The sequence below is a fragment of the Peterkaempfera podocarpi genome (assembly GCF_042466665.1).
Lineage (GTDB): Bacteria > Actinomycetota > Actinomycetes > Streptomycetales > Streptomycetaceae > Peterkaempfera > Peterkaempfera podocarpi.
Genome location: NZ_CP162102.1, coordinates 5,559,324 through 5,582,826 on the forward strand (window position 1 = coordinate 5,559,324; position 23,503 = coordinate 5,582,826).

Here is a 23,503-nt window from a genome sequence, read left to right on the forward strand (position 1 = left end):
GCACCGGCATCAGCGTGGCGCGGTTCTGTGCCGACCCGCATGCTCCCGCCCGGGGCACTCCCAGTCCGCGGCGTCCAGATCGCGGTCGTGCAGCGCGTCCGCACGGATCACCACGGTCAACTCGGTGCCGGGCAGCTCCGCATAGGACAGGCCGGTCGCCGTCAGCAGCTCCTGGGTCGCCACCGGTACCGCGATCGCCGACCGCCACTGCGGCACCACGGCGAAGGAGGTGTCCAGACCCACCCGCACGATCCGCGCCGCCACCCGCCGCCGCTGCCCGACCACGGCAGGCGGCGACAACGCAGGAGCCGACGACACCGGGGCCGGCACCAGGACGGTCGGCTGCGACTCGGGAACAGGCTCCCCGGACTGCACCCGCTCGGCCGCCCACGCCTTCCTGGGCGGCACCCCGCCCAGGGTCACCCCCGCCTCCCGCAGCAGCCGCCGCACCTCGCTCTGCGCACGGTGCGACGCCACCGCCAGATCCCGTACCCGCGCCCCGCTCTCGTACGCCGACCTGAGTTCGGCGGCGAGGCGGGTGCGCGCGGCGGTATCTGTCGACTGCTGAGGGCCGGGGCCTTCGGGGGCGGTCATACGGTGTGATCCTCCGGTCTGCTGCTCGAAAGATCTTCGCGCACGACCGCCCCACCTACCAGAGCAAGCGCATGAGAACACTCAATGCTGCTGGGGCGGCTGCCCGTATCCGCCTTGGGCATAGGGGTTGTGGGGCTGCGGCTGCGGCTGGCCGTACGCCGGCGGGTAACCGCCGGGCTGGGGGTACTGCTGCGCGGTGGGCCACGACTGCGGTGCGTGCGGCGGTACGGGACCGGGGTAGCCGCCACCGCCGCCGCCCGGACCCTGCGGGCCGCCCGGCGGCCGGCGGCGGCTGCGGGAGACGGCGACGATCACGATGACGACGACGACCAGCACGGCGGCCGCGATCCCGAGCAGGACGCCGACGGACATGCCGCTGCTCTTGCTGCTGCTTCCGGCACCGGCGTCGTTGGACGGCTGGTTCCCCCCGGTCCCGGGCGTCGAACTGCCGGGGTCGCCCGGCTTGGCCCCGGTGTCACTGCTGGTGGGGCCGGAGCCTGTGGAGGACTGGGGGAGGGGGCCTGCCGCAGGTCCGGCGGGGATGTCGTCGGTCAGGGCGCGGTAGGGGCGGATGATGCCATAGCCGTAGTGCTGGTCGGGAAGCTTGGCTCCCTTGAGCTCATCCGGCACCACGGCGGTCTTGACCAGCCGGTTGACGACCTGGCCTGCGGTCAGCTTCGGGTATTTGGAACGGATCAGGGCGGCGGCCGCGGAGACGAAGGCGGTGGAGTTGGACGTGCCGTCTGAGAGCCCGTAGTCGGAGCCGCCCGCCGTGACGATGTCAGATCCGGGAGCGACAAGCGTGAGATGAGGACCGTAGTTGGACCGGTTCCACACCTTCAGGTCCTTGCCGATGCTGCCCACAGCCACGACACCGGCATCGGAGGCCGGGTAGAGAGGCATGCCGGATCCGTCGTTGCCGGAACCGGCGACGAGTACCACGTCATGTTGTTGCGCATACGCAACCGCCGCACGTTCGCTCGCCGAGCTGTCGGGACCGGCGACCGACATGTTGATCACGGTCGCGCCGTGGTCGACCGCATAACGAATCGAGTCTGCGACACCGTTGGTGCCGTTTGGGCCGTCTTTGGACACTGGGAGGATTTTTGCCTCCGGAGCGAGTCCGATGACCCCGGAAGCGCCACCTGCCCCATGGCCGTGGCCTGCAATGAGTGCGGCGATCGAGGTGCCGTGTTTTTCCTGCAGGTCGTAGTCCTTGCGACCGTCACCGCCATGAGCAAAGTCTTTGCCCGCCAAGACCTGACCGGTGAGATCGGGGTAGTCGGCGTCAACTCCGCTGTCGAGGACAGCCACCGTGACTCCGCGGCCGGTGCTCACCTTCCAGATGGCGTTGGCGTTGAAGTCGTTGAGGGGCCACTGCATCTCCAGGTCCCGCGCCTGGTCGGCGTGGGCGGCCGGTGCGCCGGTGAGGACGACGGCGCCCGTCAGCAGTGCTCCGGTGAGGGCCCGCAGCGCTCGAATGGGCTTCATTCCGTGCTTCCTTCCCTGTTACAGGCCAGTGGCCCCGCGCGGTGCGCGCGGGGCCACTGCCGGCGTTCTACTCCAGCTCGCGGCGAGCTCGGCTCATTCGATCACGGGAGGATTGGCGGGTCCGCCTCCGTTGGTCCACGTGTCCTCGTCCTCGACCAGGTAGTCCGGGCGACTTCCGCCCTTCTTGTCCTTCTTGCGCTGGCCGGCGGCGCCACCTCCGGGCGTCATGCCGCCACCGCGGCCGTTGCCCGCGCTGCCGCCACGGTTGCGTCCCAGTCCGGAGCCGCCTTCGGTGAAGGCACCGCCTGAGCGATTGCCGGCTCCACCGACCGCGCCGCCGGCTCGCCGTGCGAGTCCGCTGCTCGCGCCTCGGCCACCGGCGCCGCCACGTCCCGCACCGCCCATGCCGGCCATACCGCCCATGCCGCCCGCGCCTGCACGGCCCTGACCGGCGCCTTCCGCTGCGGCGCTGCCGGCTGCTCGGCCTCCTGCGGAGCCGCCGCCGTAGGCACCGCCTCCGGTATATCCGCCGCCCCCGGTATATCCGCCGCCGGAACCGACACCACCGCCGATCGAAGTGTTGCCGCCCCCGTAGCCGGTGCCGGAGCCACCGCCACCACCGCTGCCGATTCCGTTCGGCGGCTGTTGTGTCGGTGTGGTGGTGCCGCCACCGGTTCCGTCGATGCCGGTGTGCGAGGGCCCGTTGGGGACGACCGGGTCGGAGTACGTCGGCGTCGTCGTACCGGTCGGGACGGTTCCGCCGTGGGTTGGGTTGGTGGTGGTCCCACCGCCGTTGATCTGACCGTTGCCGCCGGGCGTGCCCGGGTCGCGATAGGTGGGGTTGGTGCTCACCTGCCGGCTACCGGGGTTCGTCGTTCCGCCGTTCTGACCCGGGCTCTTGGGCGTGGGGCCCACCTGTCCGGGAGAGGTGATCTTCTTGGGCGGCGGAGGGAGCGGTCGCTTCGGATCGTGTACCTCACCGACCGGCTGCTGCAGGACGGTCGACGCCGCCTTGTACTGCGGTGCCAGCCGCTCCATCACCGCGATGGCCTGCTGGTGGTGCTCCTCCGTGACGGAGAGGCTGCCGGCGTTCTTCGCGACAGCGGCGTCGCGGTCCATGCCAGCGGCGAGGTCGGCGCGGAACTGGGTGTCGTCGCGCTGGCCGAGGTCTGCGGCCTTGTCCTTGGCCTTCTCCCAGGTGCCCGGGACGTCGATGGACTGCATCTGGGTCTTGGCGGTCTGGAGGGACTGGCCTGCGTAGGTCAACGCATGGGAGGTGTTCTCCGCATGGGCGCCCGTGTTGGTGATGCTCTGCTGGAGGACGCTGGACCGATCTGAGAAGCCCTGGGCGGCGCTGCCCTCCCAGTGGGCGGTGATGTGGTCGGTGGCCGCCTTAAGGTCCTGGGAGGCCGCGTCGAGTTCGTTCTTGACGCTCATCCAGTGCTGGGCTACTTCGTGCAGCCGTTCGGGGTTGCTGTTCTCGACCATTTGCTTGATCGGGATGAGGTCCCAGTGCTCGAAGTTGGTGATTCCAGCACGGGTGGTGCCCGCGGGCACATTGACCTTGTCGCTCATCAGCTCAGCCTCGATCCGGAATTGGAGCTGCCGCTTGTGCTGCCGCCACTCACTCCGCCGTCCATGCTGCTCCGGACGTTGTACTCGCTCTCCTTGTAGGAGTCCGTTACGGCCTGGGTCTTGCCGCTGAAGTCGTCGATCATCGTCTCGAGGTTATTGATCAGAGTTTCGAGGGACGACTTCATCTGTGTGTGTGCGCTGTGAAGTTCATGGGCTTCGGGGAACTCCCAGCCAACGTCGGAGGGCTCGATCACCGTGTTGTACGTGGCCTTGCCAGCCGTCTCGCCGAGGTTCTTCTGCAGATTCCTCAGCCTGGCGACAACAGCCTCAAGTTCGTCAGTATTGACCCGGTATCCGTCGGCCACCGTCAGTCCCCCTGCCATCGCTGGTTCCCCGTCAATGTCGCCCCCGCAGCGAACGGGGGCCGATCGATCGTATCCCGTCGCCTTCTGACAGGAACACTGCACCGCCGACCCCCGTCCATGCTGCGCCTGGGCTCCGGCTCAGCGGTCGGGGATCAGATACACCCGATCGAAGTGCTGGGCGATCAGGTGACCGTTGCCGTCCGAGGAGAGTTCCCAGGGGTCGATACCGGCCTTGTCCTTGCCGTCCGTGAAGTTCCACAGGGCGTTGCCGGTTGCGGTGTCGAGCGCGTGCAGCCCGCCCTTGGCCAGGAAGTCGGCGACGAAGACGGTCGTGCCGCTGACCGTGGCCGGGGTGTTGCCCGACATCAGACCGGTGTCGCTGAACCAGCGGCGGCTGCCGTCGGCGGTGCTGTAAGCGAAGACGCCGGCGACGCCGGGGCCGGTTCCGGTGCAGTAGACGGTGTCGCCGACCGCGGTGGTGGAGTAGTAGCCGCGGACGCCCTTGTCCTGGACCCGCCACCGTACGGTGCCGGTGGCGATGTTCAGGGCGGTGACATGCTCGCCGCCGACGTAGACGGTGTTGCCCAGCACCGACGGGATCCACTGCAGGTCGGCGCCGGACTTGCGGGTCCACAGCTGGCGGCCGGTGGCGGTGTCGCGGACGGTGACATTGCGGCGGTCGTCGGTGTAGACCAGGTACTTGCCCACGACCACAGCCGACAGCTCCTGGTCGGTGCCGGCGTCGCGGGTCTGCTTCCAGCGGAACTTCTGCTTCTTCAGGTCGACGCAGAAGACCGTGTTGGAATGGCTGTTGATGTCGATCTGGCCGTTCTTCTTCGCATAGGTACGGCCGGTGATGTACACGGCGGTGTCGTCGGTGCCGAGGACGGACTCGAAGGAGTGCTCCAGATCGGCCTTGAGCCGCCACAGCTGGATGCCCTTGGCCGGGTCTATGCCCACGATGTCGGTGCTGCCGTCGAGGATCACCACGGCGCCGTTGCTGACCACCGGAGAGGTGAGGAAGTTGCTGACGCCCTCGTGGACCCACTTCGGCTTGGCGCCGTCGGTGGCGTCCAGGCAGATGATGCCCGCTTCGCTGTTGACCAGGATGTTGCCGTTGTAGAAGGTCGGCCGGGTGTTGGTGAGGCTGCTGCCGCTGTACGTCCACAGCGGGCTCGGGGGCACTCCGTCCGGGCGGGACGCCGGTGCGGCGGAGGCGGCGCCGGCCGTACGGCTGGGGGAGGCGGACACCGTGGGGCCGGTCGTGGTGGTGCCGTGTGCGTGCTTGCCGCCCTTGTCCCGGGTCATGAGGTAGGCGGTGCCGCCGCCCACGACCGCGACCGCGGCGACGGAGGCGCCAGCCGCCAGGAAGCGCCGCCTCGACGGCGAGGCCGGCCCCCCGGCGGCCGCAGCGGCACCAGGAACTCCGGGCACTCCAGGAGCCCCAGGGGCGCCGGGGTACGGCGGCGGGGGGTACCCGGGACCCTGCGGATAGCCGTATCCGCCCGGCTGCGGACCGGCCGGGGGCACCGCGGCGGCGCGTCCCAGCTGCATGGTGGAGGGCGAGTGGCCGACCGGTTGTCCGGCCCCGCCGCCGAGCAGCGCCGCACGCGGGTCGGTCCCCGGGGCGAGCGGGGCGGTCGGGGCCGCCGGGGTGTCGAGGTCCATGACGACGGCGGCGTGCCGGGCGATCGCGGAGGCGACGGGTACGGGCAGCCAGCCGGAGCGCAGCAGCTGCGCGGCGCCGCCGGGGGCCAGCGCGGCGGACAGCTGGGCGGGGGTGGGCCGGGCGGCGGGGTCCTTGGCCAGACAGGGGGCTATGACGGCGCGGAGCGACTCGGGAAGCGGCGTCAGATCGGGCTCCCCGTGCACCACCTGGTACAGCAGCGCCGCTGCCGACGAGTCACCGAAGGGGCCGGCTCCCGTCGCGGCGAAGACCAGGACCGCGCCGAGCGCGAAGATGTCGCCGGCCGGGCCCATGGGCTGTCCGGTGGCCTGCTCGGGGCACATGTAGCCGGGTGAGCCGACCACGATGCCGGTCTGGGTGAGCCGGTTGCCGTCGACGGCCCTGGCGATGCCGAAGTCGATGACCCGGGGACCATCGGCGGCCAGCAGCACATTGGACGGCTTGAGGTCGCGGTGGACCAGTCCGGCGGCGTGCACCGCGGCGAGCGCCTCGGCCAGGCCGGCACCGAGCGCCCGTACGGTCTCCTCGGGCAGCGGGCCGTGTTCCTCGACCGCGTCGGCCAGCGAGGGGCCGAGGACATAGGCGGTGGCGAGCCAGGGGGTGGCGGCGTCGGGGTCGGCGTCCACCACGGGGGCGGTGTAGGCACCGTCCACGGCTCGGGCGGCCTCCACCTCGCGGCGGAACCGGGTGCGGAAGTCGCTGTCCTCGGCCAGTTCCGCGCGTACGGCCTTGACGGCGACGGTGCGCCCGCCGGCGTTGCGGGCCAGATAGACCCGGCCCATCCCGCCGGCGCCGAGTCTCGCCACCAGCCGGTAGGGCCCGAAGCTCTCCGGGTCGGCCGCCTCGAGTGGGTTCATCTCTGCCTCCGCCTGCCGTCGGTGTGCGCAGGGGGCCCCTGCGGACGGGGGTTGTGTCGGTTGAGCGTAGTGGGGTAAGGGTGCTGATGCTCAGACGGGTGGGAGGGCGTAGACGCGGTCTCCGTGGACGGCGTAGAGCCGGGAGCCGTCCGTGCTGAGCTTCCAGTCGCGGCCGAGGTCCTGTCCGTCGCGGAAGTTCCACAGCAGTGCGCCGTTGCGGGTGTCGAGCGCGTACACGCCGTTGGCGTCGCTGAACGCGGGGACGAACAGCACATGCCCGATCACCACATTGGCCAGCAGGTCGCCGGGGTACTGCACCTGGTCGCTGGCCCACCGGATGCTGCGGTCGGCGACCGAGAGGGCGTTGACCTTGTAGACGGCGTCGCAGACGTACAGGGTTCCGGCGGACACCACGGGCGGTCCCCAGGCGTTGCGGCGGGCCTTGCCGGCCGGGAGCGTCCAGCGGGGCGTGCCGTCCTTCAGGTCGAGCGCCTGCAGCGAGGATCCGCCGAGGTAGACGGTGCCGTCCACGACGGCGGGCGGGATCTGGGTGCGGCCCGCGGTGGCGCTCCACAGCTGGACGCCGGTGCGGGTGCTGCGGACGACGACGTTCTGCCGGGAGTCGGTGTAGACCAGGTGGTCGCCGGAGAGCACCGGGAGCACCCAGTCGTCGACGGTGGCCTTGCGGTGCTGCATCCACAGCTGACGAGGGGTCTGCCCGGTGGCGGAGACGGCGAAGATCGCCCGGGTGTCGAGGTTGCCGAAGTCGATGACAGGGCGGCCCGAGGAGTCGAGGGGGTAGACGTTGCCGGTCAGATAGACGGCCCGGTCGTCGGCGCAGAGTGCGGTGGTGAGGCCGACCTGAGGGGGCTGCTGGTAGGTCCAGCGATGGGCGCCCGTGGCGACGTCGATGCCGACCAGGTCGCTGTCGCCGTCGGTGAGATACATCGCCAGTCCGGCGCCGGCGGCGATCGGCACCGGCAGATTCGCGCCCGGGCCGGGCTGGGACCACTTGGGGTGGCCGGTGGCGGCGTCGAGTGCGGTGGCGCGCTCCCCGGCGACGATCACCGCGCCCCGGTACGGGGTGACTGCGACGTCGGCGAGGCTCTGGCCCTGGAAGGTCCACAGCGGCTGGGGCGGGACCCCGGGCGCGCGGGTGGCGAGGGGCGACGGCCGGGTGCTGGTGCGGGTCGGTCCGCCGGAGGGTCCGCTGGGGGAGGGGTGCGGGGCGGGCTGCGGGCCGGTGCTGTGGCGGGTGAACACCCAGGCGGTGGTGCCGGCGACGGCGACGCCCCCGGTGGCCAGGGCGGCCGCCAGCACCCTGCGGCGCGACGGGCCGCTGCCGGTGGGAGCGTCGGCGGGGTGGCCGGCGGGGTGGCCGTCAGGCAGCCCAGGAGCGGCGGGCAGGCCGCCCGTGCTGGTGGGAACGGTGTCGGGACGGGCGCCGGCCCGCAGGCTCACCGTCGCGTCGCGGCCGGCGGCCGGCGATGCGGCGGGCTGCCCTCGCGGAGGCGTCTCCATGTCCAGTACCTCGGCCGCGTGCGCCGCGATCGCGGTGGCGACGGCGGTGGGCAGCCAGCCGCCGGCCAGGGCGGCGTCGACGCCCTGCGGGGCGAGCGCCGCCGCGACCGCGCCGGGGGCCGGCCGGTCGGCGGGGTCGTGGGCCAGACAGGCGGCCAGCAGCGGACGCAGCGCCTCCGGTGCCCGGGAGAGGTCGGGGGGTTCGTTCACCACCCGGTAGAGCAGTCCGGCCGGGGTGCTGTCGCCGAAGGGGCCCTGCCCGGTGGCGGCGTAGGCGAGCACGGAGCCCAGCGAGAAGACGTCCGACGCGGGCCCCGTCTCCGTCCCGACCGCCTGCTCGGGGGACATGAACCCGGGGGAGCCGATGACGATCCCGGTGCCGGTCATCCGGTCGCCGTCGGCTGCGCGGGCGATGCCGAAGTCGATGACCCTGGGGCCCTCTGCGGACAGCAGCACATTGGACGGCTTGAGGTCGCGGTGGACCAGTCCGGCGGCGTGCACCGACACCAGGGCGTCGGCCAGCCCCGCGCCCAGGGCCCGTACGGAGGTCTCGGGCAGCGCGCCGAAGCGGTCCACCGCCTCGGCCAGCGAGGGGCCCAGGACATAGGCGGTGGCGAGCCACGGGACGGCGGCGTCGGGGCCGGAGTCCACCACGGGTGCGGTACGCAGCCCCCGTACGGCCTGGGCCGCGGCGACCTCGCGCCGGAAGCGGCGGCGGAAGTCCTCGTCCTCGGCGAGCTCCGCGCGCACCACCTTCACGGCCACGGTGCGTCCGCCGGCGGAGCGCGCGAGGTAGACCCGGCCCATGCCGCCCGCCCCCAGCCGGGCGAGCAGCCGGTAGGGGCCGATCTCCGCAGGGTCGTCGACTTCCAGTGGATTCATATGTCCGATCCCGTTCCCCCGTGGGTGAGTTCGCCCCACCGTGCGGCCCGGTGCCATGCACCGTGCGCAGCCAGCAGCGTAGGTGCCGGGCGGTGGTGAGTAGGCGCAGAGCCGGTGTGCGCATGGAACCGTTACCGCGGTGTGATCGGGCCGCGGCCACCCACGGCAGGCCGGTGACGCCATCGGCGACCGCTGGTAGCGTGACGGCAGCCGAGGGTGATGACGCGGTGTCAGATGGGGGGCTGCGCGATGTCCGGAGATCAGCCGGGGCGGGATGCGATCTGCCCACTGGGCCAAGTGCCGCCGCAGCCGCCGCTGGTGGCGACGCCGGAGTTCAAGGCCGACGCCCATGCCCGCTACGCAGCGCTGCGGAAGGCCGGGCCGGTGCACCGGGTGCGGTTCCCCAGCGGGCTGGAGGGCTGGCTGGTGGTCGGCCATGACACGGCCCGGGAGGCGCTCCACCACCCGGCGCTGGGCAAGGACGCCACCCAGGCCGCCGCCGCCCTGGAAGCCGCCGGCCATATCTCCAACCGGCCCGGTGTCGGCCTCGGCGGCAACATGCTGACCGCCGACCCGCCCGAGCACACCCGGCTGCGCCGCCTGGTGGCCGGGGCGTTCACCCCGCGCCGCAGCGAGGCCATGGGGCCGCGCATCGAGCAGATCACCGCGGGGCTGATCGACGCCATCGCGCCCCTGGGCGAGGCCGACCTGGTGGAGTCCTTCACCGCGCCGCTGCCGATGACCGTCATCTCCGAACTGCTCGGCGTCCCCGAGGAGCACCGCTCCGACTTCCGCACCTGGTCGCAGCAGGCGCTCGGCAATCCGCCCTCGGCCGTCCGGGCGGGCGGCGCCGCCCTCAACCGCTTCCTCGCCGAACTGCTCGCCGCGAAGCGCGCCGAGCCCGGCGACGACCTGCTGTCCGCGCTGGTGGCGGTCCGCGACGAGGACGACGGGCGGCTCTCCGACACCGAACTGCTGGGCACCGCCGTGCTCCTGGTGGTCGCCGGGCATGAGACCACCGTCAACCTGCTGGGCAACGCCGTACTGGCGCTGCTGCGCCACCCCGCGCAGGCGCGGCTGCTGCGGGAGCAGCCTGATCTGCTGCCCGGCGCGGTCGAGGAGTTCCTGCGGTACGACGCCCCGGTGGAGCTCACCCCGCAGCGGTTCGCCGCGGCCGACGTGCGGTTGGGCGGGCAGCTGATCCGGCGCGGCGACATCGTGCAGATCGCCCTGACCTCGGTGGGCCGTGACGCCGCATCCACCGACGCCGCACCGGGCACGCCGGGCCCGGACGAACTGGACGTCACCCGGGCCGGTGTGCACCACCTGTCGTTCGGCCATGGCATCCACTACTGCCTGGGCGCTCCGCTGGCACGGCTGGAGGCCGTCATCGCCCTGGGCGCGCTGCTGCGCCGACTGCCGGGGCTGGAGCTCGCGGTGCCGTATGAGCAGGTGGCCTGGATCCCGGGCGGGATCATGCGCGGGCCGATGGCACTGCCGGTGCGCTTCACCGCTGCGGCCGGCGTGCGGGTCCCGGCCCAGGCCGGCCGGGCGGACGCGGCGGCGGGGCCGGCCCGGTCCGGCGGCTGACCGAGGGCCGGCTGACTGAGGGCCGGCTGACTGAGGGCCGGCTGACTGAGGGCCGGCTGACCGCGGGGCGACCGGCCGCCGGGCGGCAGTTCGGGCGGGCGGCCGGATCAGGCCGCCAGGTCCCGCACCGCCGTGACCCTCTCGATCCGCACCCGCACCAGCAGCTCCCCGGGCACGCCGTTGCGCGCTCCGTACTCCTCCGCCCGCTCCTCGCCCATGTAGCGCGCGGCGATCCGGGTGGCCCAGGCACGCACCTGGGCCAGGTCCTCACTGAGCCGGGCCCTGCCCTCGATCACGGCGAAGGCGTACGGCTGCCGCTCGTCGTCCACGCAGAGCGACACCGTGTCGGCGAGGGCCAGATTGCGGCCCTTGACCGTCTCCTTGCCGGTGTTGAAGACCAGGTCGTCCCCGTCGAGCAGGAACCAGATCGGGGCGACGTGCGGCCGCCCGTCCGCGCGGACGGTGGCGAGCTTGCCGGTGCGGGTGCCCTCGCTGATGAAGGCGCGCCATTCGGTCTCGTTCATGGGGGTGGCCATGACCCCATGGTGAGGGAACCTCCGCGGGAGCGCACTCGGCCGCAGCCCTTGAAGCCGTCCTCGGACGCGGTCGTGGAAGGCGTGCGTCCAGGGCGCGTCGCAGGCGATCGTCCAAGGCCGTGCTCGATCACGACTGGGCCACCGCCGGCTCTCGGCCGGGTGAAGCCGCCCCCTCCGCCGGCCCCGGCGTCCTAGCGTTCGCCGGGCGGGTCCGTACCGGGCGCCCGCAGACGGGGGGAGCAGGGATGGGCGAGCAGAAGCGCACCGCCGCGGCGGGGTTCGGCCGGGGCCACCGTACGGCGCTGGCGGCGTACGCGGTGCTGCTGGCCGCCAGCTGGTGGCGGCCGCACTGGCCCGCCGAACAGGCGCTGCACCACAGCCTCACCGCGCTGGCCTTCGCCGCCATCGCCCTGGTCTGGCGCCGCTACCGCATCCCCCTGGCGTCCTGGCTGCTGATCCTGCTCTTCCTCGCCCTGCACACCGTCGCCGCCCGATGGCTGTACTCCTACGTCCCCTACGACCACTGGACCCAGGCGGTCGCCGGATTCCGCCTCTCCGACGCCCTCGGCCTGGGGCGCAACGACTTCGACCGGCTGGTCCACTTCTCCTACGGCCTCTGCCTGGCCCCGGTCCTCGCCCGCTGGCTGCGCGACGCCCGCGGCTGGCGGCCCGGGCGGGCCGCAGCGGCGGGCGTGGAGATCGTGGTCTCCACAGGTGCGGTCTACGAACTCCTCGAATGGCTGGTGGCCGTGGGCCTCTCGCCGGGGACCGCCGAGGCCTACAACGGCCAGCAGGGAGACATGTGGGACTCCCAGAAGGACATGGCCACCGCCCTGCTCGGCGCCGTGATCGGGGCGGGCTGCGCCTGGTGGACCGTACGGGGGCGGCGGGCCACCGAACCCGCCGCTGCCGAGCAGCCGAGGCCCACCTCCGCGGCGGTGCGCTGAGCGAGGCCGCGTGCGGCGGCGGTGCGCCGACCGCCGCCGCACGCGGCAATCCAGTGGCCCGTCGCGCGATGCCGCGCATAGCCTGGCCCGCATGGACGAGCAGCAGACCCGCCACACCCTGGTGGCGGTCCTCACCGGGGCCGGGATCTCCACCGACTCCGGCATCCCGGACTACCGCGGGCCCAACGGGCTGTGGCGGCGGGACCCGGAGGCCGAGAAGCTCGTCACCTACTCCCACTACATGGCCGACCCCGACATCCGCCGCCGTTCCTGGCTGCTGCGCCGCGACTCGCCCGCCCGCCGTGCGAAGCCCAACGCCGGCCACCGGGCCCTGGCCGACCTGGAGCGCGCCGGGGTGCCGCTGCGCGTGATCACCCAGAACGTCGACGGACTCCACCAGCGGTCCGGACTGCCCGACCGCAAGGTGATCGAGCTGCACGGCACCGCGCGCAAGGTGCAGTGCACCGGCTGCCACGCCCGCTCGGAGATGGACACGGCGCTGGAGCGGGTCACCGCCGGGGAGCCCGACCCGGCCTGCCCCGTCTGCGGCGGCATCCTGAAGTCCGCCACCGTGATGTTCGGCGAGGCCCTGGACCCGGTGGTGCTCGGTCAGGCCCGTGCCATCACCCAGGCCTGCGACCTCTTCCTGGCCGTCGGCACCACACTCCAGGTGCAGCCGGCAGCCTCGCTGGTCGACCTGGCCGTCGCCACCGGCTCCCGGCTGGTCATCGTCAACGCGGAACCGACCCCGTACGACGACCTCGCAGAGGAGATCGTGCGCGAGCCCATCGGCAGCGCACTGCCCCGACTGGTACGCCGGATCGCCGCCGAGTCCGGAGTGCCCATCCCCTCCGGGGAGTTGGAGCAGTAGCGCGGCGGAGGCGGTCGGCGGAGCAGGCGGTCAATCCGGACCACATCGTGAGGGTGCGTGCACGCCATCCCGCGCCCCCCGTATTGTTGGCGTCCATCGCGGCCCCCGGAGCACCATGCGTCCCACCGCGCCGGAACCGCAGCAGCAGCCCGGCCAGTAACGCCTCGACCCCGCTGGCCGGACCAGTCGACCTCCTCGCCTCGAACCGGACTCCACATGCCTGCGCCTCACAGCACCGAAGAAGCCCCCACCGCTGCCGCCCTCCCGGAGCCGCGTGCCCACGAGGCCGGCCCGACCGGTGGCGGCGACAGCCGCCCGAGCACCCGCGACGACCTGCGGAGCTACGCAAGCCAGGGGGGTTTCACCCTCACCTCCGAGACCAGTCCCTGGTACGCCGCGGCCGCTGCCGTCACCACCGCCGAGGAGGCCCGGGCCGCCTCCACCGCGCTCGCCGAACTCCGCGGCCGGGACCTGCCCGCACTTCGCGGCGCCGCCCCGCGCATCGCCGAGACCACCCCTCTTGCGGCACCCGCCACCCCGGCCGAGTTCTGCGCCACCGTCGAGCTGCTGGCCCGGGTCCAGGAGACGCTGCGCACCCTGCACGCCCACGCGTACGAGGCCGACCTGGACGCCCTCGCCGACGCCACCACAGGCGGCCTCGCGCTCACCGGCCCGCGGCGCGCCCTGCGCAAGCAGGCCAAGCGGCTCTCGGTCTCCACCTGGGGGCGCCGCGCGACCCGGCACACCGCTCTGACCGAGGCAGTCGCCGTCCGCACCGCATGGCAGGAGGCCGCACCGGGCACCACCCCCGCGCTGCCCTCCGACGCGGAGCTGCTCGGCGGAATCCTCCAGCACCTGCAGGGGATGGAGACCAGTCTGCGTGAGCTCGGCCGTCTGCTGCCGGACCACACTCCGGACCACCTGCCGCTCGCCGAACTCGCCGAACTGCTCGACACCCTGGCCGCCGACGAGGGCACCCTGCACCGTCTCGCCACGCTCCACCAGCTGCGCACCGGCCTGGAGGAGGCCGGGCTGGGCTCTCTGCTGACGGAACTGGCCGAGCGTCAGGCGGACGCGGACGAAGCCGTGGCCGCCTATGACGCGCTGCACACCGAGGTGGCGGCGGACGAGCCGGCCGAGGTCGAGGCCGAGGTCGAGGCAGGCGTGGACGCGGAGCCCGAGGCCGAGCCCGTGGTGGACGAGGAGGATGCGGCGGACGCCCCGGCAGCAGCTCCGGAACCCGAGCCGGCCGCTGAGCCTGAGCCCGCCGCGGCTGAGACTGTCGCCGAGCCCGAGCCCGAGCCCGCTGCTGCCGAGCCCGAGCCCGCCGCGGCTGCCGTAGCTGAGCTCCCCGAGCCCGAGGCTGCTCCTGCCGCTGCTGCTGAGCCCACCGCCGAGCCCCAGCCCGAGCCCCAGCCCGAGCCCCAGCCCGAGCCCGAGGCCATTGCCGCCGAGCCGGAGCCCGCCGCTCCTGCCCCCGTTGTCGAGCCCGAGGCCACCCCGGCCGCCGTTGCCGAGCCCGAGCCCACCCCGGCCGCCGTTGCCGAGCCCGAGCCCGCCCCGGCCGTTGCCGAGCCCGAGCCCGCCCCGGCCGCTGCCGAGCCGGAGCTCGCCCGCCCCGCCGCCAAGGCTCGCCGTCCGCGCAAGCCGTCCCTCACCGCCGGGCAGCCCATCAGTGCCTACAGCGCCACCGAGCTCGCCGCCCTGGCCCGCTGGATCGACAGCGACGGTGTGAAGCGCAGCGACGACGAACTGCTCCGCGCTGCAATGAAGGAGCTGGGCTTCACCCGCCTCGGCCCCCGTATCAAGGAGGCACTGGCCAAGGCCGTGGAGACGGCTCGCTCCGCCTCCTGACCCGCACACCACGTCTCCCGTACGGCGCCGGACACGGACGAGGCCGCACCACTGCCCCGGGGCAGTGGTGCGGCCTCGTCCGTGTGGACGGCGACGGGTCGAGGCGGCCCGCGTCAGCGGGTGCGGTGGACGGCGACCATGGCCACGTCGTCGGTGAGCCGGGCGCGGGTGTGGTGCAACAGGTCGAGTCGTACGGCCTCCAGCAGCTCCTCCGGCGTCCGGTCGGCCCACCGGGGGAGCCGTTCCGTGAGCGGGTAGAACCGGCCGTCCGTGTCGCGGGCCTCGATGACGCCGTCGGTGTAGAGCAGCAGGGTGTCCCCGGGGAGGAAGTCGGCCGTGTCCATGCGCTCCGGGCCGTCGTAGAGGTCGCCGAGGCCCAGGGGCAGTGAGGGGACGTCCGGTGTCACCGGGAGGACCTGCCCGTCCCGGACGATCAGCGGCGGAGGGTGGGCGCGGTTGAGGATGTGGACCTGGTCCGAGCCCTCGGGGAAGTCGACGATGACGGCGGTGACGAACCCTTCTCCGGCTGGGCGCTCGGCGCCGAGCCGGCCTTCTGAGGCCCGTGCGGAGAGCTCGATCTCCACCAGTTCGTCGGTGAGGGCCTGCTCCAGATAGGCGGCCGCCTCGGGCAGTGTGGTGTGCCGCCGGGAGGACCGCCGGAAGGCGCTCAGGACACAGCTGACCACCCCGGCGGCGGCCAGCCCCTTGCCCTCGGCGTCGCCGATCAGCACCCGGGAGATGCGGCCGTGGCGGGAGGCCGCGTACAGGTCGCCGCCGATCGCGGCCTCGTCGTCGGCCGCCAGGTAGAGCGAGGCGACGGTCAGCGGCCCCAGGCGGGCCGGCAGCGGCCGCAGCAGCACCCGCTGGGTGGCCTCGGCCACCCAGCGGACCTGGGCCAGCTGCTGCTCCCGCCGGCTGCGCACACTGCCCGCGCCCACGGCCGCGGAGGTGATCAGCAGCAGGGCGGCGAGCTGGACGGTGAAGTTGGAGGTGCCCACCATCTCGTCGTGGAAAGCGGCCAGAACGATGCAGCACAGGGTCACCGCGGCCACGATCAGGGTGCGCAGCGGCCCGCAGAAGACCGCGGCGAAGACCGGCGCGGAGATCATCACCGGGCCCAGGCGCATGGCCGGCGGGGTGAGCACGTCCACCAGCAGCAGGGTGGTGGGCAGGGCCAGCAGCCACGGCATGACATGGCCCGGAGCACGGGGTGGCTTCCCCGCGTCCGATGGCCCGCCGCGGCCGTGAGCTGCCATGGACCTCACGCTACCGCCGTCGTACGGGCTTCTCCTCACGTCGTCGGGCGCGTCGTCGGCCGGGTCGCCGGCAGCCGTCCGCTGCGACGTCGGCCCTGCGCCCCGCGCCCTGCGCCCTGCGCCCCGCGCCGTGCGACCGCGTCGTGCCGCCGTCCGGCGGCGGAGGGCGCCGGGCCCTGCCCGCCGCCCTCCGCACGCCGCGCGGCGGGTTCAGCCCAGCAGGCCGAGCGCCGTCACGGCGCACACCCCGCCCAGCACCATGAAGACAGGTGTCAGCACCTTCAGCTCCACCCAGCTGCCGGCCCGGAAGCGCATGCCCTTGGGCGGTCCCACGGGGTACCAGCGCTTGCGCCCCAGCGGGATGGGCCACAGGATCGGGCAGCCGGAGACCGTGATGGCGTCGCCGATGCAGTGGACCAGCGAGCCGAGCGCGATCGGCAGGCCGACCCAGAGGTACTCCTGCCCGGGCTGGTCGAACAGCCAGCTTGCCCCGTTGCCCGGCTTGTCGAGGATGTCGGTGAGCATCCAGGCGCTGGTGACACCGAGCAGCCACACCAGGACGTCACTGGAGGTCCGGGCCTGACGCCACAGCAGTCCTTCCACCGCGAGCACCATGTGGACGAAGAGGACCGCGAGGACGCCCCATCGTCCGCCGAAGACGCAGACGCCCGCGGCCACGGCGCCGCAGATCACGGCCCACAGCCAGGTGTGGGTGAGAGTGCGGTGCCCGCCGGAGCGGCTGGCGGCGTCGCCCTTGCCCCGGGTGGACCTGTAGACCACGTGCGACAGCTTGTCGATGACCTCGCACATCCAGCGCGAGACCGGCCCGAAGGCGCGCGATATGGTCGCCGCCTTGTGGTCCAGGTCGGGGGCGAGCGCTGCCCCGGCGCTGATCAGCGCCCCGGTCAGCAGTACGGGCCAGGGCATGGGGTGGTCGAGCCCGTAGGCCAGCGCTCCCACCCCAAGCCACGCGGCCGCTCCGGACAGTGAATGCGCCGGCCCCATCATCGCCAAATCCCGCCCCTCGGTTGGTTCCAGGGCGTGGAGTCGGCACCTGGACCGCGGCAGCATAGCGCCCGCGTGATCTTCAGGGTGCGGCTGTCTCCGTGATCGTCACGGTGGGCATCGGCCGTGGGCTGTCGGCGGGGGATTTGCCCAGGTCTGCGCCGAAGGCGGAGCCGAGTCCGAAGAACATCACGGCGACACAGCCGCACATCAGCACCAGACGGCGTTGCGCGGCCCGCCGCTCCCGGGCCGGGCCGGGTCCGGTGCCCTCATACCGGGCGTCGTGGTGGGTCATGGGGAGGCCCTTTCGGACGTCGGGAGGGGCGGCTCAGGTCAGGATCAACTTCACTGTGAACTCTGTCAAGGGTCGATTAGTGCAGTCTTCATGTAATCTTGTGATGACGATGTGCTCAGCTGTGAGCTGGGTCAACGGGGATGCGCACTCGGTATATTCACGTGAGCGGAAGGCTTGCATCCAAGACGCCCAAGACCGGAGACGCCGTGTCCGAAAGAGTCACCGTGACCGCCGCCGAGGTCGCCCGGCTCGCCGGAGTGGGGCGTGCCGCTGTCAGCAACTGGCGCCGGCGGCACGAGGACTTCCCGGCCCCCGCCGGCGGTACCGACGCCAGCCCGCTGTTCGCGCTGGCCGAGGTCGAGGAGTGGTTGCGCAGCCAGGGCAAGCTCACCGCCGCCAATCAGCGCGACTGGCTCTGGCCGCACTTCGACGCGCTCGGCGACCGCGACCGGATGGGCCAGACCGTCGCCGCCGTCGGCGCCCGGTGCCTGGAGCTCACCGCCGAGGGCGCCGCCGACCTCTCCCCGCCCGACCTGCCGGCCGTCCCGGACCCGGCCCTGGTGGACAAGGCGGTCGAGGTCGCCCGGGCCGAAGGGCCCTATGAGACCTTCGAGTTCCTGCGTGGACGCTGGCTGGACACCCATGTGCGGCAGATCAGCGCCACCCCCGCGGAACTCGCCGAGCTGATGACCGCCCTGGCGCTCCCCGACGAGCCCTTGGACACCCCGTCGGCCGCCCCGGCCGCCGCCCTCACCGTCCTCGATCCCGCCTGCGGCACCGGAACCCTGCTCTCCACCGTCCTGCAGCGCACCGCCGGCCCGTCCGGCGGCGGCCTGCAGCGGCCGGTCGCCCTGCTCGGCCAGGAGGCCGACCCCACCTGCGCCGCCCTGGCGGCCGTCCGCCTCGCCTTTGAGCACCGGACCCTGGCGGACCCCGGACCGGCACCCACGATCCGGGTTGGTGACACCCTGCGCCAGGACGCCTTCCCCGATGTCCGCGCCGACGCCGTGGTCTGCAACCCGCCGTTCAACGAACGCGACTGGGGCCACGACGAACTCAGCTGGGACGACCGCTGGGCCTACGGTCTGCCGCCGCGCACCGAGTCCGAGATCGCCTGGGTGCAGCACGCCCTGGCCCGGCTGCGGCCGGGCGGCACCGCCGTCCTGCTGATGCCGCCCGCCGCCGCCTCCCGCCGGGCCGGCCGCCGGATCCGCAGCGCCCTGCTGCAGCGCGGCGCCCTGCGGGCCGTGGTCGCCCTGCCGCCGGGCGCCGCGCCGCCGCACGGAGTGGCACTGCACCTGTGGGTGCTGCGCGGCCCCGGTGCCGACCCGGCCCCGGAGAGCCTGCTCCTGGTGGACGCGGCAGGCGCCCAGGCCGCAGCCCACCCCGCCGTCCCCGCCGACAGCCGTACCGGCCCCGACTGGCCCGCCGTGCACCGCACGGTGCTGGACGCCTGGCGGGAGTTCGAGCAGCGCGGTGTGCAGCTGGCGGACCGGCCGGGCGAGCACCGCGCCGTACGGATCATCGACCTGCTGGACGACGAGGTCGACCTCACCCCGGCCCGCCACATCCCGCACGGTGTCGCCGCGGGCCAGGCCCCTGACGTCCAGGACCGGCTGGCCGAGCTCGGCACCGCCCTGCGGGACGCCCTCGCCCTCGCCGCCGAGCTGCGCGGGACCGGTCCGACGCCTGCCCCCGCGGCGGGCGGCCCCGTCGTCACCGTCGGCGATCTGCTGCGCAGCGGCCATCTCACCCTCCACACGGGTACGGCCGCCCACCAGCCCCTGGTCCGCGAGGGCCAGGCGCCGCCCGATGCCGTGCCGGTGCTCTCCGCCGCCGACGTCCTCGCCGGTGCGGAGCCCTCCGGCTGGCTGCCCGCCGCCGAGGTCGACCCGGCGTGGCCGGCCACCCGCCCCGGCGATGTCGTCGTCGCGGTGGCTCCCCATCTGGCCGCGACCCGAGTGGCCGGGGACACGGCCGTGGTGCTGGGCCCCCAGGTCCATGCCCTGCGGCCGGACCCGGCGGCGCTCGACCCCTGGTTCCTGGCCGGGAGCCTGCGCAGCAGGGCCAATGTCCGGCAGGCCGGCACCCACGCCTCCACCACGTCCCGGGTCGACCTGCGCCGGATGCAGGTGCTTCGGCTGCCGCCGGCCGATCAGCGGCGCTACGGTGCGGCCTTCCAGCGGCTCGACTCCTTTGAACGCACCCTGGCGGTCGCCGCCTCCGTCGGCACCGACCTGGTGCACTCGCTCACCGACGCCCTGGCCGCCGGCGCCCTCGCGCCCGACGCCGAGGACTGAGCCGCCCGGGGTCGCCCGGGCCGCCGGCCGTCCCTCGCCGGACCGTCGGCCGCCGCGGGCGGCACCGCCTCGGCTGTTCACCGACGCGGATACCGCGCGGTGCGGGGACCGCGCACCCCTCCGCGGACGCCCGCTACCAGGGGCATTCGTAGGATTTGACTGATCGATAGGGTGGGGCCGCGAATCGACGGCCGTCATCCGACGGACAGACAGACACGGGGGAAACAGTGCCTGACATCCAGATCCGCCCCGGCGCACTCAGGGAGTCCGCGACAGGGCTGCGCACCGTCGCCGGTGGTTTTGGCCCCAAAGCCGGCCACTGGCTGGACGACAGTTACGGAGCCGCCGCCTCGCACGGCGGCTGGGAGTCCGCCGGAGCGGTAGCCGCCTGCGCCCAGGCCTGGCAGGACCATATGAACGCGGTCGTCCAGCAACTGCACACCTACGCGGACCAGCTCAACGACTCGGCGGACTCGTACGACTCCGCCGACGCCGAGGCCACCCGCCGCCTCCAGCAGGCGCTGACCGACCTGAATGCGGGCTGAGGCCGGCATGGTGACCATCGCCCAGCTCAAGCAGGCCAGCCCGGCGCAGTGGCAGGCCGCCGCCGACGGGTGGCTCAATCTCGCCAAGGAGTCCGAGCAGGCCTGCAACGACATCCACGGCCAGGGCAAGGGCCCGCTGGACGAGCACTGGCAGGACCGTGTCGGCCAGTCGGCCGGCGCCAAACTGGCCGCCCAGGCCGACACCCTGGAATCCGCCGCCGACATCATGCGCGGCGTCGCCATGGTCCTGGACGGTCTCACCACCAGCATCGAGTACGCCCAGCGCACCCTGCAGGACGGCCTGCGGATGGCGGCCGACTACGGCTTCGACGTCGACGAGCAGACCGGCGAACTCAGCGCCAACGGCCAGGGCTCCGTACCCGAGGGACACCGCTACGGCGCCGAGGTGTCCGCCCTGCTGGACGAGGCACTCCGGCAGGCCGACCAGGCCGACCGGCAGTGCGCGGCCGAACTGGACAAGCTGGCCGGCGACACCTGCGTGGTCGACCCGGAGAAGGCCCTCAACGAGATCCAGGGCGAGGCCTCCCAGGTCGAGCTGAACATGTACAAGGGCGACATCCCGGATGGCAAGGACCCCGCCCTGGTCGCCGAGTGGTGGGACTCCCTCACCCCGGAGCAGCAGGAGCAGCTCAAGCTCTCCGACCCGGTCGAGATCGCCGGACTCAACGGCATCCCGGACAGCGTCAAGCAGGAACTGCGCGGAACCGACGGCAAGTTCGACCGGGTGGAGTTCGTGCGCTGGACCATGGAGCACTGGAACGACAGCGACGTCGACATCGACGGGGAGAACAACTGCACCAACTTCGCCTCCGAGGGTCTGCACCACTCGGGGGTGCAGTACAAGGGCTGGAACACCCTCGACGGCGACGGCTGGGGCAAGAGCACCGCGGGCACCTGGGGCTGGGACTGGCTGGACCGCAACGGCCACACCCACACCAACTCCTGGGGCGGCGCCCAGAACCTGCACGACTTCCTGACCGACAACGGCAGCCACGAAGTGCCCGTGTCCCAGGCCAAGCCCGGCGACATCATCTTCTTCGAAGAGGCCTCCGACCAGAACAGCGGCATCAAGCAGGGCACCATCCACCACACCGCCGTGGTCACCGCCGTCACCCCCGACGGCGACATCCGCTACACCCAGCACAGCGACCAGCGGCTCAATGTCTCCCTCAACGGCCGTGAGAACCACGAACTGGCCGCCGAGGGGCAGCAGAACATCCGCGTCGTCCGCGTCGAACCGAACTGGTACTGATGACCACCACCGACCGCTTCAACCCGCCCGCCGCCGCCACCCTCCGGGCACGGTGGCCGCTGGCCGTACTGGTCCTCGGGCTGGCCGCCACCGGCTTCGCCATGTGGACCTGGGACCACTACGTCGGCGCCCTCGTCGACGCCTGCCGGTCCGGGCCCGGCATCCCCGCCTTCGGACCGGCGGCGGCGGCCGCCGGGCTGCTGCTGGGCCTGGCCGCCGTCGGCTGGCTGTGCCACCAGCTCTTCGTCGCCCCGCGCCACGGGACCGCCCTCAGCCCGGCGGTGCACCGCGCCGCCCTGGTGGTGGTCGTGCTCGCCGTCGTCGCGCTGCTGGTACAGGCAGTGGAGGTGAAGGAGACCCTGGGCGGCCGGGGCTACCAGCCCAACACCTGCTCCGGACTGCACACCCCCGCCCCGCGACCCTGACCGCCGGCGGCGGCACCCGGGACGGCTCAGAGCCCCGCGCTCCGCCGTACCCGGAGTGCCGCCGCCTCCGCGTCGGGCATCGACACCGCCAGCCGGGCGAACGGCGACAGCGACGGGGAGCGCAGTTCCACCAGCACCGCGGGCCGCCGGGCCCGCACCGCCGCGAAGTCGTAACCGGCCGGATGGGTACGCACCCCCAGCGCCGCCACCTGGGGCACGAACGAGCCCGGCCCGCCCACCCCGCGCAGCGCCCGCCACCAGTCCCGCTCCACCCGCACCCCGCGCACCGCGGCCACCGGCACCCGCACCTCACGGCGCCGCGCCAGCAGCCCTTCCCACCACGACAGGTGAACCACCACCTCGTCACCGTCCACCAGCAGCCGCGCCATCACACCTCCCGGGCGGTGTCCCCGCAGCACCGTGTCCGCCTGACCTGCATCGCAGCCGCCGAGCCTACGCTGTGGAGCCCGCCGCGCCCGTCCGGCGCACAGCTTCCGCGCAGAGTCTCCCCCGAGCGGTGTCAGACCCCGGGCGTACGGGCCCGGCACCCCCGCAGTGCCGCACAGGGACGCGTGGCGAGCCTCATCCGGCTCCCACTTGGCCTGCCGCCCGTACCACCGTGCAGACATGGCCGACCCGTATGCTTCGGCGTTCGCGGTCCGTCCACGACGGAGGACGGACCGGCAGCACGCCCGACACCCAAGGAGCGCAGAGTGAGCGCGACGCCGGCCGAGACCGAGCCGCACGGGGGGCGGGCCGACCGCAAGGCGGTGGCCGCGGCCACCGTCACCGTGGTGCTGTGGGCCTCGGCGTTCGTGGGGATCCGAGGCGCCGCCGGACACTACGGTCCGGGTGCGCTGGCGCTGGGGCGGCTGCTGGCCGGGTCGCTGACGCTGGCCGTGATCTGCCTGACCCGCCGCACCCCACTGCCGCCGCGCGCCGCCTGGCCGGGCATCGCCGCCTCCGGAGTGCTCTGGTTCGGCGGCTACATGGTGCTGCTCAACTGGGGGGAACGCACGGTGGACGCCGGCACCGCGGCCCTGGTGGTCAACGTCGGCCCGATCCTGATCGCCCTGCTGGGCGGCCTGCTGCTGAAGGAGGGCTTCCCGCCGCCTCTCCTCGCGGGGATGGCGGTCTCCTTCGCCGGGGCCGCGGTGGTCGGGCTGGCGTCCTCGCACGGCGGTGGCGCTCCGGTCGCCGGCGTCCTGCTCTGCCTGGCGGCCGCGGTCACCTACGCCTGCGGGGTGGTCGCCCAGAAGCCCGCGCTGCACCATGCGTCCGCGCTCCAGGTCACGGCGTTCGGCTGCTTCACGGGCACGGTCGTGTGCCTGCCGTTCACCGGGCAACTCGTCGACCAGGCGGCACGGGCGCCGGCGTCGGCCACCCTGGACATGGTCTACCTCGGTGTCTTCCCCACCGCGCTGGCCTTCACCACCTGGGCGTACGCCCTGTCGCGCACCACGGCGGGCCGGATGGGCGCCACCACCTATGCCGTACCGGCCCTGGTGGTGCTGATGTCCTGGCTGGCGCTGGGCGAGGTCCCCGTCCCGCTCTCCTTCCTGGGTGGCGCCCTCTGCCTCGGCGGCGTGGCGCTCTCCCGCCGCCGGCGCCGCCCATGACACGGGCCCGCCGCC

The 23,503-nt window shown here is 73.3% G+C and carries 20 protein-coding genes; 9 read left to right on the forward strand and 11 right to left on the reverse strand.

Translation table 11 applies throughout. The annotated features are described in order from the left end of the window. Window positions 1–9: 9 nt before the first annotated feature. The 6 genes from AB0761_RS24515 to AB0761_RS24540 form a co-directional block, all read right to left on the reverse strand. Window positions 10–594 carry a helix-turn-helix domain-containing protein gene (locus tag AB0761_RS24515; protein WP_377271299.1) on the reverse strand — a complete coding sequence of 195 codons (585 nt, stop codon included), beginning with the start codon at window positions 592–594 and terminating at the stop codon, window positions 10–12. An 81-nt stretch (window positions 595–675) separates the two neighbouring features. After that, window positions 676–2,085: a S8 family serine peptidase gene (locus AB0761_RS24520; RefSeq protein WP_377271300.1), complete on the reverse strand. Its 1,410-nt coding sequence runs from the start codon at window positions 2,083–2,085 to the stop codon at window positions 676–678. 93 nt (window positions 2,086–2,178) lie between these two features. Beyond that, window positions 2,179–3,660 carry a WXG100 family type VII secretion target gene (locus AB0761_RS24525; RefSeq protein ID WP_377271301.1) on the reverse strand — a complete coding sequence of 494 codons (1,482 nt, stop codon included), beginning with the start codon at window positions 3,658–3,660 and terminating at the stop codon, window positions 2,179–2,181. Then, complete coding sequence (locus AB0761_RS24530; RefSeq protein WP_377271303.1) at window positions 3,660–4,043, reverse strand: hypothetical protein; 384 nt, start codon at window positions 4,041–4,043, stop codon at window positions 3,660–3,662. The genes AB0761_RS24525 and AB0761_RS24530 overlap by 1 nt, the downstream gene beginning before the upstream one ends. A 120-nt stretch (window positions 4,044–4,163) precedes the next feature. After that, window positions 4,164–6,569, reverse strand: coding sequence for a PQQ-binding-like beta-propeller repeat protein (locus AB0761_RS24535; protein ID WP_377271304.1), 2,406 nt, complete (start codon window positions 6,567–6,569; stop codon window positions 4,164–4,166). Between the two features lie 90 nt (window positions 6,570–6,659). Further along, window positions 6,660–8,972, reverse strand: coding sequence for a PQQ-binding-like beta-propeller repeat protein (locus tag AB0761_RS24540; protein ID WP_377271305.1), 2,313 nt, complete (start codon window positions 8,970–8,972; stop codon window positions 6,660–6,662). 297 nt (window positions 8,973–9,269) lie between these two features. Between AB0761_RS24540 and AB0761_RS24545 the strand changes: the two genes are divergently transcribed. Then, a complete protein-coding gene (locus AB0761_RS24545; protein WP_377271306.1) occupies window positions 9,270–10,562 on the forward strand; it encodes a cytochrome P450 in 1,293 nt (430 codons plus the stop codon). Between the two features lie 107 nt (window positions 10,563–10,669). On the opposite strand, the gene AB0761_RS24550 is transcribed toward AB0761_RS24545, so the two are convergent. Next, window positions 10,670–11,098 carry a PPOX class F420-dependent oxidoreductase gene (locus AB0761_RS24550; protein WP_377271307.1) on the reverse strand — a complete coding sequence of 143 codons (429 nt, stop codon included), beginning with the start codon at window positions 11,096–11,098 and terminating at the stop codon, window positions 10,670–10,672. Window positions 11,099–11,343: 245 nt separating this feature from the next. Here AB0761_RS24550 and AB0761_RS24555 point away from each other — a divergent pair, with 245 nt between their 5' ends. From AB0761_RS24555 to AB0761_RS24565, 3 genes are all read left to right on the forward strand, one after another. Next, window positions 11,344–12,045 carry a DUF2238 domain-containing protein gene (locus AB0761_RS24555; RefSeq protein ID WP_377271308.1) on the forward strand — a complete coding sequence of 234 codons (702 nt, stop codon included), beginning with the start codon at window positions 11,344–11,346 and terminating at the stop codon, window positions 12,043–12,045. Window positions 12,046–12,136: 91 nt separating this feature from the next. Further along, window positions 12,137–12,916 (forward strand): NAD-dependent deacetylase, encoded by a 780-nt coding sequence (locus AB0761_RS24560; RefSeq protein ID WP_377271309.1) that lies wholly within the window; start codon window positions 12,137–12,139, stop codon window positions 12,914–12,916. Window positions 12,917–13,132: 216 nt separating this feature from the next. Continuing rightward, on the forward strand, window positions 13,133–14,770 hold the full coding sequence (locus AB0761_RS24565) for a hypothetical protein (RefSeq protein ID WP_377271310.1): 1,638 nt from the start codon (window positions 13,133–13,135) through the stop codon (window positions 14,768–14,770). 113 nt (window positions 14,771–14,883) lie between these two features. Here the strand turns inward: AB0761_RS24565 and AB0761_RS24570 are convergent, their stop codons facing one another. From AB0761_RS24570 to AB0761_RS24580, 3 genes are all read right to left on the reverse strand, one after another. Further along, window positions 14,884–16,026 carry a PP2C family protein-serine/threonine phosphatase gene (locus AB0761_RS24570; RefSeq protein WP_377271311.1) on the reverse strand — a complete coding sequence of 381 codons (1,143 nt, stop codon included), beginning with the start codon at window positions 16,024–16,026 and terminating at the stop codon, window positions 14,884–14,886. A gap of 210 nt (window positions 16,027–16,236) precedes the next feature. Further along, window positions 16,237–17,034, reverse strand: coding sequence for a metal-dependent hydrolase (locus AB0761_RS24575; RefSeq protein WP_377274304.1), 798 nt, complete (start codon window positions 17,032–17,034; stop codon window positions 16,237–16,239). A gap of 79 nt (window positions 17,035–17,113) precedes the next feature. After that, the gene (locus AB0761_RS24580) at window positions 17,114–17,326 is read right to left on the reverse strand and encodes a hypothetical protein (RefSeq protein WP_377271313.1); all 213 of its coding nucleotides are present in this window, start codon (window positions 17,324–17,326) and stop codon (window positions 17,114–17,116) included. A 206-nt stretch (window positions 17,327–17,532) separates the two neighbouring features. On the opposite strand from AB0761_RS24580, the gene AB0761_RS24585 reads away from it, so the two are divergent. From AB0761_RS24585 to AB0761_RS24600, 4 genes are all read left to right on the forward strand, one after another. Further along, window positions 17,533–19,626 (forward strand): N-6 DNA methylase, encoded by a 2,094-nt coding sequence (locus AB0761_RS24585; RefSeq protein WP_377271314.1) that lies wholly within the window; start codon window positions 17,533–17,535, stop codon window positions 19,624–19,626. A 227-nt stretch (window positions 19,627–19,853) separates the two neighbouring features. Then, complete coding sequence (locus AB0761_RS24590) at window positions 19,854–20,171, forward strand: type VII secretion target (RefSeq protein WP_377271315.1); 318 nt, start codon at window positions 19,854–19,856, stop codon at window positions 20,169–20,171. A gap of 7 nt (window positions 20,172–20,178) precedes the next feature. Beyond that, on the forward strand, window positions 20,179–21,444 hold the full coding sequence (locus AB0761_RS24595) for an amidase domain-containing protein (RefSeq protein ID WP_377271316.1): 1,266 nt from the start codon (window positions 20,179–20,181) through the stop codon (window positions 21,442–21,444). Next, window positions 21,444–21,869 carry a hypothetical protein gene (locus tag AB0761_RS24600; protein ID WP_377271317.1) on the forward strand — a complete coding sequence of 142 codons (426 nt, stop codon included), beginning with the start codon at window positions 21,444–21,446 and terminating at the stop codon, window positions 21,867–21,869. The genes AB0761_RS24595 and AB0761_RS24600 overlap by 1 nt, the downstream gene beginning before the upstream one ends. Window positions 21,870–21,895: 26 nt before the next feature. Here the strand turns inward: AB0761_RS24600 and AB0761_RS24605 are convergent, their stop codons facing one another. Next, the gene (locus AB0761_RS24605) at window positions 21,896–22,258 is read right to left on the reverse strand and encodes a hypothetical protein (RefSeq protein WP_377271319.1); all 363 of its coding nucleotides are present in this window, start codon (window positions 22,256–22,258) and stop codon (window positions 21,896–21,898) included. 381 nt (window positions 22,259–22,639) lie between these two features. Between AB0761_RS24605 and AB0761_RS24610 the strand changes: the two genes are divergently transcribed. After that, on the forward strand, window positions 22,640–23,488 hold the full coding sequence (locus AB0761_RS24610; RefSeq protein WP_377274305.1) for a DMT family transporter: 849 nt from the start codon (window positions 22,640–22,642) through the stop codon (window positions 23,486–23,488). Window positions 23,489–23,503 lie beyond the last annotated feature (15 nt).